The 13,753-nt window shown below is 72.4% G+C and carries 10 protein-coding genes; 1 reads left to right on the top strand and 9 read right to left on the bottom strand.

All coding sequences use genetic code 11. The features are described from left to right. Nucleotides 1-24: 24 nt before the first annotated feature. The 9 genes from ABEA26_RS15020 to ABEA26_RS14980 all read right to left on the bottom strand — a co-directional run bounded on the left by ABEA26_RS15020 (nt 25) and on the right by ABEA26_RS14980 (nt 10,296). On the bottom strand, nt 25-1,248 hold the full coding sequence (locus tag ABEA26_RS15020) for an arginine deiminase (RefSeq protein ID WP_345592688.1): 1,224 nt from the start codon (nt 1,246-1,248) through the stop codon (nt 25-27). Nucleotides 1,249-1,353: 105 nt separating this feature from the next. Then, complete coding sequence (locus ABEA26_RS15015) at nt 1,354-2,112, bottom strand: effector-associated domain 2-containing protein (RefSeq protein WP_345592687.1); 759 nt, start codon at nt 2,110-2,112, stop codon at nt 1,354-1,356. A 115-nt stretch (nt 2,113-2,227) separates the two neighbouring features. After that, nucleotides 2,228-4,798: a polynucleotide kinase-phosphatase gene (locus ABEA26_RS15010; protein ID WP_345592685.1), complete on the bottom strand. Its 2,571-nt coding sequence runs from the start codon at nt 4,796-4,798 to the stop codon at nt 2,228-2,230. Continuing rightward, a complete protein-coding gene (locus ABEA26_RS15005) occupies nt 4,795-6,297 on the bottom strand; it encodes a 3' terminal RNA ribose 2'-O-methyltransferase Hen1 (protein ID WP_345592684.1) in 1,503 nt (500 codons plus the stop codon). Before ABEA26_RS15005 ends, ABEA26_RS15010 begins: the two co-directional genes overlap by 4 nt. Before the next feature lie 158 nt (nt 6,298-6,455). Beyond that, nucleotides 6,456-7,379 carry an LLM class F420-dependent oxidoreductase gene (locus ABEA26_RS15000; protein ID WP_345592683.1) on the bottom strand — a complete coding sequence of 308 codons (924 nt, stop codon included), beginning with the start codon at nt 7,377-7,379 and terminating at the stop codon, nt 6,456-6,458. A 140-nt stretch (nt 7,380-7,519) separates the two neighbouring features. Next, nucleotides 7,520-7,990, bottom strand: a complete 471-nt coding sequence (locus ABEA26_RS14995) for a DUF6099 family protein (RefSeq protein WP_345592682.1) — start codon at nt 7,988-7,990, stop codon at nt 7,520-7,522. A 253-nt stretch (nt 7,991-8,243) separates the two neighbouring features. Further along, nucleotides 8,244-8,609 (bottom strand): nucleotide pyrophosphohydrolase, encoded by a 366-nt coding sequence (locus ABEA26_RS14990; protein ID WP_345592681.1) that lies wholly within the window; start codon nt 8,607-8,609, stop codon nt 8,244-8,246. After that, on the bottom strand, nt 8,606-9,769 hold the full coding sequence (locus tag ABEA26_RS14985) for an AAA family ATPase (RefSeq protein ID WP_345592680.1): 1,164 nt from the start codon (nt 9,767-9,769) through the stop codon (nt 8,606-8,608). Before ABEA26_RS14985 ends, ABEA26_RS14990 begins: the two co-directional genes overlap by 4 nt. Before the next feature lie 134 nt (nt 9,770-9,903). Further along, on the bottom strand, nt 9,904-10,296 hold the full coding sequence (locus tag ABEA26_RS14980) for a cell division protein SepF (protein WP_345592679.1): 393 nt from the start codon (nt 10,294-10,296) through the stop codon (nt 9,904-9,906). Nucleotides 10,297-10,569: 273 nt separating this feature from the next. Between ABEA26_RS14980 and ABEA26_RS14975 the strand changes: the two genes are divergently transcribed. Then, nucleotides 10,570-13,734 carry an FAD-binding and (Fe-S)-binding domain-containing protein gene (locus tag ABEA26_RS14975; RefSeq protein ID WP_345592678.1) on the top strand — a complete coding sequence of 1,055 codons (3,165 nt, stop codon included), beginning with the start codon at nt 10,570-10,572 and terminating at the stop codon, nt 13,732-13,734. Nucleotides 13,735-13,753: the final 19 nt, after the last annotated feature.

Here is a 13,753-nt window from a genome sequence, read left to right as displayed (position 1 = left end):
AATTGTATACGAGACTTTGAATCTTTATACGGCCTGTCGTTCCACCGGGCAGCTCATGCACCGCGGCCCGCCCCTGCCCCGGCCCAGCTCACTGCCCGGGATCTCGATCACCTCGATGCCCCGCTTGCGCAGGTGGGTGTTGGTGGTGGAGTTCCGTTCGTAGGCGACGACGACGCCGGGCTCGACGGCCAGGACGTTGCAGCCGTCGTCCCACTGCTCGCGTTCCGCGGCGTGGACGTCCTGGGTCGCGGTGAGCACCCGGATCTCGTTCAGCCCCAGGGCGGCGGCCATCGCGCGGTGCATGTGCTCCGGCGGATGGTCGCTGACCTTCAGCTCCTTGTCGCCCACGCCCGGCTCGATGGTGTAGGAGCGCAGCATGCCGAGCCCGGCGTACTGGGTGAAGGTGTCGCCGTCGACCATCGTCATCACGGTGTCGAGGTGCATGAAGGCCCGCCGCTTGGGCATGTCGAGCGCCACGATGGTGCGCGCGGAGCCCGCCGCGAACAGCTTGTACGCGAGCATCTCGACGGCCTGGGGCGTGGTCCGCTCACTCATGCCGATGAGCACGGCACCGTTGCCGATGACGAGGACGTCGCCGCCCTCGATGGTGGAGGGGTAGTCGGCCTGCCCCTCGGACCAGAGGTGGAACGTCTCGTCACGGAACAGCGGGTGATGCCGGTAGATCGCCTCGAAGTGGACCGTCTCGCGCTGCCGGGCGGGCCAGCGCATGGCGTTGATGGAGACGCCGTCGTAGATCCAGGCCGAGGTGTCCCGGGTGAAGAGGTGGTTGGGCAGCGGTCCGAGCACGAAGTCGTCCAGCTCCATGGCGTGGAAGCGCACGGAGGCCGGCTCCGGGTGGGCGTCCAGGAACTCGCGCTTGGTCATGCCGCCGACGAGGACCTCGGCGAGCTCGTGGGCGGGCAGGGTCTCGAAGGCGGCCCGGAGGTGATCCGTGGCCAGCACTCCGTACTCCTTCTCGTCGAAGACCCGGTCCAGGACGAGCCGGCGGGCCGCCGGAAGACCCAGCGTCTCGGTGAGCAGGTCGCCGAAGAGGTGCACGGCGACCCCGCGGTCGCGGAGCACGTCGGCGAACCCGTCGTGCTCGGCGCGCGCCCGGCGCACCCACAGCACGTCGTCGAAGAGAAGGGCGTCCTTGTTGCTGGGGGTGAGCCTTTTGAGCTCGAGATCCGGCCGGTGCAGGATGACGCGGGTGAGCCGCCCGGCTTCGGAGTCGACTTGGAATCCCATGCCTCCATCCTGACCATTCGGGCGCCTGTTCACCCCCCGGTCGCGCAGACCCGTGCCCGGCTTGCACAGCCCCGTACCTTACGGGTCGGCCCCGCGTCCGACGGGTCAGCCGCCCGGCCGCGGCCGGAGCAGCTCCGGGCGGGCGAGGGGGCGGCGGGTGGAGCGGCCCGGGTCCAGGACCGCGCGGGCGACGATCCAGCCGGACAGTGCCTGGGGGTCGGCCGGGTCACGGGCCAGGTCCTCGGCGTAGCCGTCCAGCGCGGTGGCCGGATCGCCGGGTTTCGTACTCTTCGCCGGTCTCCCCCCGGCGGAGAATGCCCAGTGCGTCGTCGAACGTCTCCTGCCAGGCGGCGGCCTCGTCGGCGTCGAGCCGTTCGGGAGGGACGGGTTCGTCGAGGTCCCGATAGGGATCGAGGTCGTCCAGGGGAATCGCCAACGCCCCAGCCCCGTTCCCGGGAGCTGTTCCTCGACGGCCTCCAGCAGTGCCAGCGCGGAGCGCAGGTCACGCGTGGTCAGAGGACCGGGAGGCGCGGGAGGGGGGTGTGTCGTCCCCGCCTCGACAAGCAGGTGTTCGATCCCGGTGGCGATCGACTCTCCTTCGAAGACGCGGACGACTGTGACGAGCTGTCGCTCGCCCGACGGTACGCCGAGCGCCGCTCGCACCAGAGCGATCACGTCCTCGCGCCGCTTGGTGCCGCGCAGTTCCACGCGGAGTTCAAGGTGGTCCGAGAGGACGCTCGCGAAGAAGGCGCGGCCGGCCTGGTCTTCCATGCAGCTCAGACCGCACAACGTCTCTGTCAGGCGGAACAGCAGGTCCTCCCCCGGCTCGCGCCTGCCCTCGCCCCGTCCCGCCGCTGCCCTCACCGACCTTCCCCCATGAGCCGGTACCCTGACCGGCCAGCGAAAGTAGCACGTCAACTCCCGTGATTCCAGAGCGACTCGGCAACATCAGACACAAGAGCGCCGCAGTGGCCGAGGTTCACAGCCGCGGGTCCACCGGCTCCGACTCCAGCGCCAGGACTCCGAACACCGCCTCGTGCACCCGCCACAGCGGCTCGCCGTCCGCGAGGCGGTCCAGGGCCTCCAGGCCCAGGGCGTACTCGCGGATCGCCAGGGACCGCTTGTGGTTCAGGAACCGCTGCCGCAGCCGGGCGAGGTTGTCCGGGCGCGTGTACTCGGGGCCGTAGATGATCCGCAGGTACTCGCGGCCGCGGCACTTGATGCCCGGCTGCACCAGGCGGCCCTTGTCGTCCCGCACGAGGGCGCCGATCGGCTTGACCACCATGCCCTCGCTGCCGCGGCCGGTCATCTCCAGCCACCAGTCGGTGCCCGCCGAGACCGACTCGGGGTCGCCGGTGTCGACGTACAGGCGTCGGGTGGTCCGGAGCAGGCCGCTGCCGTCGTGCTCGACGAGCCGGTCGATGAGGCCGAGCTGCTCGTCGTGCGGCAGTGCGGCCAGGCTGCGGCCCTGGGCGGCCAGGATCTGGAACGGGGCCAGGCGGACGCCGTCCAGGCCGTCGGTGGTCCAGCAGTAGCGGCGGTAGGCGTCCGTGAAGGCGGCGGCGTCGGCGGACCGGGCGCGCTGGCGGTCGAGGAGGTCCTCGACCTCGACGCCGCGCGCGGCGGCGCCCTCGAGCGCGGCGAGCGCGCCCGGGAACACCGCGCCGGAGGCGGCGCCCACGGCCGCGTACTGGGAGCGCAGCAGCCCGGCGGCCTTCAGCGACCACGGCATCAGCTCGGTGTCCAGCAGCAGCCAGTCGGTGGACAGTTCGTCCCACAGGCCGGCCTCGCCGATCGCGGTGCGCAGCCGGCCGAGGATCGCCCCGGTGACGGCCGCGTCGTCGAGGAAGGGGCGGCCGGTGCGGGTGTAGAGAGAGCCGGTGGGTCCGCCGTCCACTCCGAAGCGGGTGCGGGCCGCCTCGGCGTCGCGGCAGACCAGGGCCACCGCCCGTGATCCCATGTGCTTCTCCTCGCACACGACCCGCGCGACGCCGTCGGCCGCGTACTGGGCGAAGGCCTCCTTCGGGTGCTCCAGGTAGCCGTCCACCCCCGAAGTGGCGGTCGGTGCCATGGTGGGCGGGAGGTACGGCAGCAGGCGCGGGTCGGTGGCGAAGCGGCTCATGACCTCCAGGGCCGCCGCCCCGTTCTCCTCGCGTACGGTGATCCGCCCGGCGTGCCGGGTCTCCACCACCCGGCGGCCCCGCACGTCGGCCAGGTCCAGCGGGCGGCCGTCGTGTCCGCCGGGTGCCCCGGTGCGCAGCGGCCTGGCCGGCTCGTACCAGACCCGCTCGGCCGGTACGTCGACCAGTTCGCGCTCCGGCCAGCGCAGCGCGGTGAGCTTGCCGCCGAAGACGGCGCCGGTGTCCAGGCAGATGGTGTTGTTGAGCCAGGTGGCCTCGGGTACCGGGGTGTGGCCGTAGACGACGGCCGCGCGACCCCGGTAGTCCTCGGCCCACGGGTAGCGCACGGGCAGCCCGAACTCGTCGGTCTCGCCGGTGGTGTCGCCGTACAGGGCGTGCGAGCGGACCCGGCCGGAGGTGCGGCCGTGGTACTTCTCGGGCAGACCCGCGTGGCAGACCACGAGCCGGCCGCCGTCGAGGACGTAGTGGCTGACCAGGCCGTCGATGAACTCCCGTACCTCGGCGCGGAACTCGTCGCTCTCGCCGTCCATTTGCTCGATCGTCTCGGCGAGTCCGTGGGTGTGCTGGACCTTTCGGCCCTTCAGGAAGCGGCCGTACTTGTTCTCGTGGTTGCCGGGGACGCACAGGGCGTTGCCCGACTTGACCATCGACATCACGCGGCGCAGTACGCCGGGGCTGTCCGGGCCCCGGTCGACCAGGTCGCCGACGAGGACGGCGGTGCGGCCCTCGGGGTGGACGCCGTCGGTGTAGCCGAGCCTGCCGAGCAGGGTCTCCAGTTCGGCGGCGCAGCCGTGGATGTCGCCGATGATGTCGAAGGGGCCGGTGAGGTGGGTGAGGTCGTTGAACCGCTTCTCGGTGACGACGGTGGCCTGCTCGGTCTCCGCCACGCCGCGCAGGACGTGCACCTTGCGGAAGCCCTCGCGCTCCAGGTGGCGCAGGGAGCGGCGGAGTTCGCGGGTGTGGCGCTGGATGACCCGGCGGGGCATGTCGGCCCGGTCGGTGCGGGTCGAGTTCCGCTCGGCGCACACCTCCTCGGGGACATCGAGGACGATGGCGATCGGCAGGACGTCGTGCTTCCTGGCCAGTTCGATGAGCTGGCGCCGGGCGTCCTGCTGCACGTTGGTCGCGTCGACGACGGTGCGGCGGCCGGCGGCGAGCCGCTTGCCCGCGATGTAGTGCAGGACGTCGAAGGCGTCCCGGCTCGCGCTCTGGTCGTTCTCGTCGTCGGCGACCAGGCCCCGACAGAAGTCGGAGGAGATGACCTCGGTCGGCTTGAAGTGGCGCCGGGCGAAGGTGGACTTGCCGGAGCCGGAGGCGCCGATCAGCACGACGAGGGAGAGGTCGGTGACGGGCAGGGCGCGGGCCCGTCCGGTGCGGTCGGTGGTGCCGGTGGTGCCGGTGGTGGTCATGCGGCCTTCGCCTCCTTCTCGGTCGTGGTCGTGGGCGTGGGCGTGCTGGTGGTCGTGGGCGTGGTCAGGGTGAACACGGCCATCTGGGTGGGCGGGCCCACCTCGGGGTCGTCGGGGCCGACGGGGCGGAACCCGACGTCGTAGCCGTGCCGTTCGGCGACCGCCCCCGCCCAGGTGCGGAACTCCTCGCGGGTCCACTCGAAGCGGTGGTCGCGGTGGCGGACGTGGCCGGCCGGGAGGGTCTCCCAGCGCACGTTGTACTCGACGTTGGGGGTGGTGACGACGACGGTGCGGGGGCGCGCCGAGCCGAAAACGGCGTACTCCAGGGCAGGCAGCTTCGGCAGGTCGAGGTGCTCGATCACCTCGCTGAGCACGGCTGCGTCGTAGCCCTTCAGGCGCTTGTCCGTGTAGGCGAGGGAGCCCTGGAAAAGGTTCACCCGCGCGGCCTGCCGCTCGCCCATGCGGTCCAGCTTGAGGCGCCGGGAGGCGATGGTGAGGGCGCGCACGGACACGTCCACGCCGACGATCTCGGTGAACCGCGGCTCTTTGAGCAGCTGCCGCAGCAGGTGCCCCTCGCCGCAGCCGAGGTCGAGGACGCGGGCGGCGGCGTTGTCGCGGAGCGCGGTGAGGATCGCCTCGCGGCGGTGCACGGCCAGCGGCGTGGGCTTCTCCTCCTGCTCGGCCTCGGCCTCGACCGCGTTGTCTATCTCGGCGACGTCGCTGTCGTCGGTCTCGGCCAGCCGGATCAGCTCCAGCCGGTCCATCGCCTCGCGGGTCAGGGACCAGCGGCGGGACAGATAGCGGCTGGTGATCAGCTTCTGCTCCGGGTGGCCGGGCAGCCAGCCCTCGCCGGCCCGCAGCAGCTTGTCGACCTCGTCCGGGGACACCCAGTAGTGCTTGGCGTCGTCGAGCACCGGGAGGAGGACGTAGAGGTGGCGCAGGGCCTCGGCGAGGGTCAGGGTCGCTGATTCGAGGACGAGGCGGACGTAGCGCGAGTCACCCCATTCGGGGAACTCGGTGTCCAGCGGGACGGACTCGGCGGTGACCGCCCAGCCGAGCGGCTCGAAGAGGCGTCGTACGAGGTCGGGGCCGCCGCGGGCGGGCAGCGCCGGAACCTCGACACGCAGCGGCAGCGGGGTGTTCGCGCGCTCGGGGCGGGTCTTGCACACGCCGCGCATGGCACTGGAGAAGACGTTGCTCAACGCGACGGCGAGGAGCGAGGAGGCCGCGTAGGGGCGGTCGTTGACGTACTGCGCGAGCGCCGCGTCGGGCGCGCCGCCCCGGCCCTTGCCCCTGCCGCGCCTCACCAGCGCCACCGCGTCGACCTCCAGCAGCAGCGCCGCCGTGCAGCGCTGTTCCTCCGCCTCCGGGTAGAGCACGTGGGCCGTGCCGAAGGAGGTGGAGAACGCCTGCGCCTTGTCCGGATGCTTGTGCAGCAGAAAGCCGAGGTCGGTCGCGGGGTGCTCGGGGGTACCGGTGGTGGTGATGGTCAGGAACATGCGGAGGGCCTCTCCGGCCGGCGGATGGTTACGAGGCGCCGTACGCGCGGGAGCCCCCGGGGTGGTTGAACCCGGGGGCTCCGGCGTGACGACGGTCATACCATCGCACGGGGCGGGTGACCGGCGCCTTCTGTTATTAGAGGGCCGGTGTCACGGCATCACGACAGCTGGGACTGCACCTGCGAGGAGATCAGTTCCAGGTGGTCCAGGTCGTCGAGGTCGAGGATCTGGAGGTAGACCCGCTGCGCGCCGACCTCGGCGTAGCGGCCGATCTTCTCGACGACCTCGGCCGGGGAACCAGCCAGGCCGTTGGCCTTCAGCTCCTCCACCTCGCGGCCGATCACGGCGGCCCGGCGGGCGACCTCGGCGTCGTCCTTGCCGACGCAGACGACGAGCGCGTTGGAGTAGGTGAGCGCGTCGGCCCCGCGCCCGGCCTCCTCGGCGGCGGCCCGCACCCGGCCGAACTGGCGCTCGGTGTCCTCGATCGAGGCGAACGGGATGTTGAACTCGTCGGCGTACTGGGCGGCCAGGCGGGGAGTGCGGGTGGCACCGTGGCCGCCGATGAGCACGGGGACCTTCGCCTGCGCGGGCTTGGGCAGCGCGGGCGACTCGGCGAGGTCGTAGAACTTTCCGTGGAAGTCGAAGGTCTTGCCCGTCTCCGTGGCCCACAGACCGGTGACGATCGCCAGCTGCTCTTCCAGGCGGGCGAACTTCTCCTTGGGGAAGGGGATGCCGTAGGCCTTGTGCTCCTCCTCGAACCAGCCGGCACCCAGGCCCAGCTCGACCCGGCCGCCCGACATCTGGTCGACCTGTGCGACCTGGATGGCGAGGACGCCGGGCAGCCGGAAGGTGCCGGCGGTCATGAGCGTGCCGAGCCGGATGCGCTTGGTCTCGCGGGCGAGTCCGGCCAGGGTGATCCAGGCGTCGGTGGGGCCGGGGAGGCCGTCCACAGAGCCCATGCGGAGGTAGTGGTCGCTGCGAAAGAAGGCGTCGAAGCCGAGGTCCTCGGTGGCCTTGGCCACAGTGAGCAAGGTGTCGTAGGTGGCCCCCTGCTGGGGCTCGGTGAAGATACGGAGATCCATGCCTCCATCCTGCCCGCTCCGTGCGGCTGCGCCGCACAGGGGCCTGGTGACCCGGCGCGTTCCCGGACGCTGCGGCGGGCGGGGCGGGGATGCGGTCGGCGGCTCGCGGGGTCCCGGCCGGCCAGGGGGTGTCGTTCGGATCAGCTCGCCTCCCGCTCCGGTAACTCCGCGTCCCGGTCCGCCAGTCTCCGGAGCATTTCCAGGACGCGGTCCCGCGACTCGTCCGCCGCGTCGATCGCCTCCATGCACTGCCAGTACGTCGCCTCGTCGTCCGCGGCGCAGGCGATACCGATGAGGGCGATGCCGGTCTCGCCGAGCAGGGAGCCGAGGCGCATCAGGGCCTGCCGGGTGTCACCCAGCTCGGTGAGCTGGGCGGCGCGCGGCTCACCCGGGGCCGGCGCCGGGGTGTGCAGCACCCCGCAGCCGCGGCCCGCGAGCTCGGCCAGTCCCAGTGCCTCGCCGCGCAGTTCCGGTGGCCCGGAGACCGCCAGTCGGCTGCCGATCGCCTGCGCCAGTGCCTGCACCTGCCACACCTCCGTCAGGATGTCCGGCACCTCGCCGCCGGCCGCCAGGGCACGCCCACTCGTCACGATGAGCCGCACAGCGTCCATGCGCTGCCCCCGTCTGTCTCCGACGCGCCATTGACGCGTCCGCCCGAACTCCATTGTCCACTACCCAGAGTGAAGGCATGTGGGACGAAAAGCCAGAGGAAGGTGGAAATCTTCGGACACTACATCGCTTTCCGGCCGGTTACCGACTGCGGAGCGTGATAGCGGAGTTCGCCGCTCCTGACCGTTCAGCGCCGAGGGCTCAGCCTCCGCGCTCGGCGGTCGCGGTCTTCCCGCTCCACCTGACTCCCCTGTTCTACCTGCCCCGCATGCCCTCCTCCTGCCCCGCACGCCCTCCTCGCACGGGGAACCGCGACTCGTTCCGCTCGATCTTCGCCTCCAGCGCGGCCAGCGGATCGACACCGAGCACCTCGCAGAACTGGAGCAGATACGCCAGTACGTCGGCGACCTCGTCCCGGACCCGGTGCGCGGAGTCCGGGTCGGTCATGACGCGGGCCGACTGCTCGGGCGTCAGCCACTGGAAGATCTCGACGAGTTCGGAGGTCTCCACGCTGAGCGCGGCGACGAGGTTCTTGGGGGTGTGGTACGGCTGCCAGTTCCGCGCGGCGGCGAACTCGGCCAGCCTGCGCTGCAACGCCTCGAGGTCGGGGTGATCGGTCACGGGATCAGGTGTACCACCGTGACGCCTCCCGCCCCGGCCGTCCAGGAGGCGTCTGCGACCGCCGCGACGAGGCGGATGTGCCCGCGGTCGCACATCCGGGCCGCCAGCCCGAGGAGTTCCGCGCGCTGCCGCGCGTCCAGGCCGCGGTCGAAGCCGTCGGCGAGGACGGTGAGCGTCTGCAACGCGGCGGGCACCTCGCCGGCCGGGTCGACCTCCAGCACACCGGGGCCGGTGAACAGCACCAGCGCGAGGGCGAGGTAGCGCAGCTCGCCGTAGCCGAGTCGCGCGAGGGCGGTACGGGTGCCGTCGCCCCGATCCAGCAGCGCGCGGACCACGCCGTCGACGCCCGGCTCGGCCAGGACGTCCGCGACGGGGCCGGCGCAACCGCCGCGTACCGCCGCGACGAACTGCGCGTGCCGCCTCCCGCACTCGGCGCGGGTGCGCCACAGCACGTCGGCGAGGTTGTCGCAGCCGCCGAGCAGACGGCCGAAGCCGGTGGGCACGGGCTCCCGCATCCGGCCGGGCCGTGGATCGCAGTTGAAGACGGAGCGCAGGGCCACCACCATCTGCTCGGCCGCGGCCAGCACCCTGCGCTGCCCGTCCGTCTTGCCCGCCACCCGCAGCGGCAGCAGTGGGGTGCCGAGCCGGTCGTCCGGCAGCGGGGCGCGGGTCACGGGCGCCGACCCGGCCGTGTGCCAGGCCGCCTGCACGGCGCGGCGGCCGGGATCGCGCAGGGCGGTCTCCAGCAGTACGACGCCGTCCGCGGTCAACCGCTCCCCCACGATGCGCAGCTCGGGCTCGGCCTGCACGGCGACATCGAGGCGGACCGGGCCGGCCGGCCCGTCGGCCGTGCAGCCGATGCGGAAGCCGCGGCGGTGCTGCGCGTCGGGCCGGGCCCGCTCGGGCACGCAGGCGACCGGGTCGGGGAAGACCGCGCCGAGTTCGGCACCGCCCCCGAGCCGCGCCAGGGCGTCGTACGCCCTGAGTGCGCTGGTCTTGCCGCAGCCGCTGGGCCCGGCGAGTACGGTGAGCGGCCCGAACCGCAGCACGGCGCGCCGGTGCCCGGCGAAGGCGGACAGCCGCAGCTCCGTGACGTGGGGCCGGGCCGGGTGGAGCGCGGCGGGGGTTGCGGACTCCGTTGACGCAGTTGACACGGCCATAAGCGGACCGTAGGGAGTCCGCCTCGTGGCGAACCGTGGCGAACCGTTCCGCCCGGACGACGTTCCCACGAACGGGGGACGGGACCGTCAGGACCGGGAGGGCCGTCACACCTGGGGGCGATCCCGTCGCCCGGTCACACCCCGGGAACCTCCGCCGCGCTCTCCATCAGCCCGTTCACCTCGGTCCCGGCCGGTGTCAGCAGGAAGACGTTGCGGTCGACGCGGTGCATGCCGCTGGCCAGGCCGAAGACGACGCCCGTGCTGAAGTCCAGGACCCGCTTGGCGACATCGGTCTCGGCACTGGTCAGGTCCAGGAGGACCGGAATGCCCGCCATCAGTATCTCCGCGACCTCCCGGGCGTCCGCGAACACGTTGACCCGCAGGACGACGAATCGCCGACGCGTCTCCGTCTCCGCCTCCGGCATCGCCCGGTGGCCGACCGCGGACGGCCATGCGTCGCGCCCGCGCAACGGAACGACCTGGGCGAGCCCTTCCCACTGTTCATCGGTGACGTCGTGGCTGTTCACCGGCTCCCCCGATTTCACTCGCCTTCATTGCCTGCACCAGCCAATTCTTACGCCAAGTCACCCGTTCGGCCCAACACCGACACGGTTCGCCACGCTCCGTGTCCGTTGGTTGCCCCGCGGCGGCCGGGGTACTCAGCGACGGCCGCTCCGCTCGCGCGGGCGCCGTCGCTCACACGCACGGGCGCCGCCGTCCGCACGCACGGGCGCCATTGTCCCGCAATTGTTCCGCACGTGCGGGCGCCGTCGTACGCGCCGACACCCGAAGGAGACCCCATGGGTGCGCTGGACCTGCCCGAACCCGTCACTCGTGAAGGGGCACCCCCGCCGGTCGACACCGCCTCACTCCGAGCCGCCCTGCGCGAACGGGTCGACGGCGAGGTCCGCTTCGACGCAGGCAGCCGGGCCGCGTACTCCACGGACGCCTCGAACTTCCGGCAGACACCCATCGGTGTGGTCGTCCCGCGCACCCCCGAGGCCGGTGCCGAGGCGGTGGCCGTGGCGCGGGAGTTCGGCGCGCCGGTACTGTCCCGGGGCGGCGGGACCAGTCTGGCCGGGCAGTGCACCAACACCGGGGTGGTCCTCGACTGGTCGAAGTACTGCACGCGGGTGGAGTCCGTGGACGCCGACGCCCGCACCTGCGTCGTGCAGCCCGGGATCGTGCTGGACGACCTCAACCGGCAGCTCGCGCCGCACGGCCTGCGCTACGGGCCCGAGCCGGCCACCCACGCCAACTGCACCATCGGCGGCATGATCGGCAACAACTCCTGCGGCGCCACCGCACAGGCGCACGGCAAGGTCGTCGACAACATCGCCCGCCTGGAGGTGCTGCTCTACGACGGCACCCGTTTCTGGTGCGGGAAGACCGGCGACGAGGAGTACGCCGAGATCGAGCGGCAGGGTGACCTGCGGGCGACCGTCTACCGGCGGCTGCGCGCCCTGCGCGACACCTACGCGGACGAGATCCGCCGCAGGTTCCCGGACGTCCCGCGCCGGGTCTCCGGCTACAACCTGGACTCGCTGCTCCCGGAGTACGGCTTCGACGTCGCCGGGCTGCTGGTGGGCAGCGAGTCGACGCTGGTCACCGTCCTGCGGGCAGAGCTGGAACTGGTGCCGGTGGTGAGGGAACGGACCCTGGTGGTGCTGGGTTTCGACACCATCGACAAGGCCGCCGACGCGGTGCCCGACGTCCTGCCGTACGAGCCGATCGCGCTGGAGGGCGTCGACGCCCGGCTGATCCGCGACGAGCGGATCAAGCGCCTCAACGAGAAGGCCCTCGCGGAGCTGCCCGACGGGAACGCCTACCTGCTGGTGCAGTTCGGCGGGGACACCGTCGAGGAGGCCGGCGCGCGGGCCCACCGGATGCTCCGCGCGGTGCACCGCTCCGAGCACGACGCCGACTGCGCCTTCATGGACGACCCGGCGAACGAGCGGCAACTGTGGCAGGTGCGCGAGGCCGGCCTCGGCGCCACCGCGCACATCCCGGGCAAGCCCGACACCTTCGAGGGCTGGGAGGACTCGGCGGTCGCCCCGGGGAAACTGGGCGACTACCTGCGGCGGCTTCGCGCGCTGTTCGAGGAGTTCGGCTACCAGAGCGACACCGGGCCCAGCCTGTACGGCCACTTCGGACAGGGTTGCGTGCACACCCGGATCCCCTTCGACCTCTACACCGCGGAAGGTGTCGCCACGTACCGGAGGTTCATGGAACGGGCCGCCGATCTCGTCGTCGAGTTCGGCGGGTCGCTGTCCGGCGAGCACGGTGACGGACAGAGCCGGGGCGAGCTGCTGCCACGCATGTTCGGCCAGGAGCTGGTGAGGGCGTTCGGGCGGCTGAAGGCCGTCTTCGACCCGCTGGACCGGATGAACCCGGGGAAGGTCGTCGCGCCGTACGGCCTGGACGAGAACCTGCGCCTGGGCGGGGACTGGGCCCCGCACGAGCCCCACGACCTGCACTTCCGCTTTCCGCACGACGGCGGGTCGTTCTCCCAGGCGGCCAACCGCTGCGTCGGTGTCGGCAAGTGCCGACAGCACACCAGCGACGGCACGGTGATGTGTCCGTCGTACCAGGTGACGCGGGAGGAGGAGCACTCCACCCGGGGCCGGGCCCGGCTGCTGTTCGAGATGCTCGACGGGCACGGGGACGGCGCGATCCAGGACGGCTGGCGGTCGGAGGCGGTCAAGGACGCCCTTGATCTGTGCCTGGCCTGCAAGGGGTGCAAGAAGGACTGTCCGGCGGACGTGGACATGGCCACCTACAAGGCCGAGTTCCTGTCCCACCACTACGCGGGACGGCCGTGGCGCAGGCCGCGCTCCGACTGGTCGATGGGCTGGCTGCCCGCGCTCACGCGGGTCGTGGGCCGGACTCGCCTCGCGCCGGTCGTCAACGCGCTCACCCACGCCCCGCTGCTCTCGAAGGCCGCGGTGGCCGTCGCGGGGGTGGCGGACCGGGAGGTGCCGCTGTTCGCGGAGGAGACCTTCGAGCAGTGGTTCGCACGCCACGAGCCGTACGGCGACGGGGAGCGCGGGAGCGTGCTGCTGTGGCCGGACACCTTCACCAACCATTTCCACCCGCACATCGGACGGGCCGCGGTACGGGTGCTGGAGCATGCCGGCTGGCGGGTGGAGCTGCCGGCCGAGCCGCTGTGCTGCGGGCTGACCTGGATTTCCACCGGACAGCTCGGGACGGCGCGGAAGGTCCTGACCCGGACCGTGCGCGGCCTGGCCGAGCATGTGCGGGCGGGCGGTCTGGTGGTGGCGCTGGAGCCGAGCTGCACGGCGGTGTTCCGGGCGGACGCGGCGGAGATGTTCCCCGGCGACCACGACGTGCGCCGGCTGCGCGACCGGACGGTGACGCTGTCGGAGCTGCTGACCGAGCACTCCCCCGGTTACGAACCGCCGCGGGTGCCCGAGCGGTCCGCGCGGGCGGTGGCCCAGGTGCACTGCCACCAGCACGCGGTGCTCGGCTGGGAGGCCGACCGGGAACTGCTGCGCCGGGCCGGGGTGGATGCCGAGCGACTGGACTCCGGCTGCTGCGGGCTGGCCGGCAACTTCGGTTTCGAGCGCGGCCATCTCGACGTCAGCGAGGCCTGCGCGGAGCGGGTGCTGCTGCCGCGGCTGCGGGAGGAGGACGAGGCGACCGTCGTACTCGCCGACGGCTTCAGCTGCCGGACGCAGATCCACGAGTTCGACAGCGGCGGCCACGAGGGCGTGCACCTGGCGGAGCTGCTGGCCTCGGCGCTCCCCGGCGCCGCGGCCTACGCGGCCGACGCGGACGTGCCGGGCAGCGCGTACGGGACGGCGCCGGGTGCCCGGCCTTCGCCTCCGGGGCGGCGGGCGAGGGCCCTGGCCCTCGCGGGCACGGGCGCCGCCGCGGTCGGAGCTGCGGTCGGCGCCGCGGCGGCGTCGGCGTGGAGGCGGGGGCGCGGGTCGCGCCGCCGCTGAGCCGCAGAGCCGCAGAGCC

Origin of the sequence: Streptomyces marokkonensis (genome assembly GCF_039539045.1) — a bacterium.
GTDB lineage: Bacteria > Actinomycetota > Actinomycetes > Streptomycetales > Streptomycetaceae > Streptomyces > Streptomyces marokkonensis.
The sequence above is the reverse complement of the archived record's forward strand: the minus strand, read 5'-3'. Positions and strand labels throughout refer to the sequence as shown.

What these genes read in the sequence shown, in the direction of transcription:
- ABEA26_RS15020 (WP_345592688.1), bottom strand. Translation starts at nt 1,248, where the DNA reads ATGGGATTCCAAGTCGACTCCGAAGCCGGGCGGCTCACCCGCGTCATC.
- ABEA26_RS15010 (WP_345592685.1), bottom strand. Translation starts at nt 4,798, where the DNA reads ATGACCACCACCGGCACCACCGGCACCACCGACCGCACCGGACGGGCC.
- ABEA26_RS15005 (WP_345592684.1), bottom strand. Translation starts at nt 6,297, where the DNA reads ATGTTCCTGACCATCACCACCACCGGTACCCCCGAGCACCCCGCGACC.
- ABEA26_RS15000 (WP_345592683.1), bottom strand. Translation starts at nt 7,379, where the DNA reads ATGGATCTCCGTATCTTCACCGAGCCCCAGCAGGGGGCCACCTACGAC.
- ABEA26_RS14995 (WP_345592682.1), bottom strand. Translation starts at nt 7,990, where the DNA reads ATGGACGCTGTGCGGCTCATCGTGACGAGTGGGCGTGCCCTGGCGGCC.
- ABEA26_RS14985 (WP_345592680.1), bottom strand. Translation starts at nt 9,769, where the DNA reads ATGGCCGTGTCAACTGCGTCAACGGAGTCCGCAACCCCCGCCGCGCTC.
- ABEA26_RS14975 (WP_345592678.1), top strand. Translation starts at nt 10,570, where the DNA reads ATGGGTGCGCTGGACCTGCCCGAACCCGTCACTCGTGAAGGGGCACCC.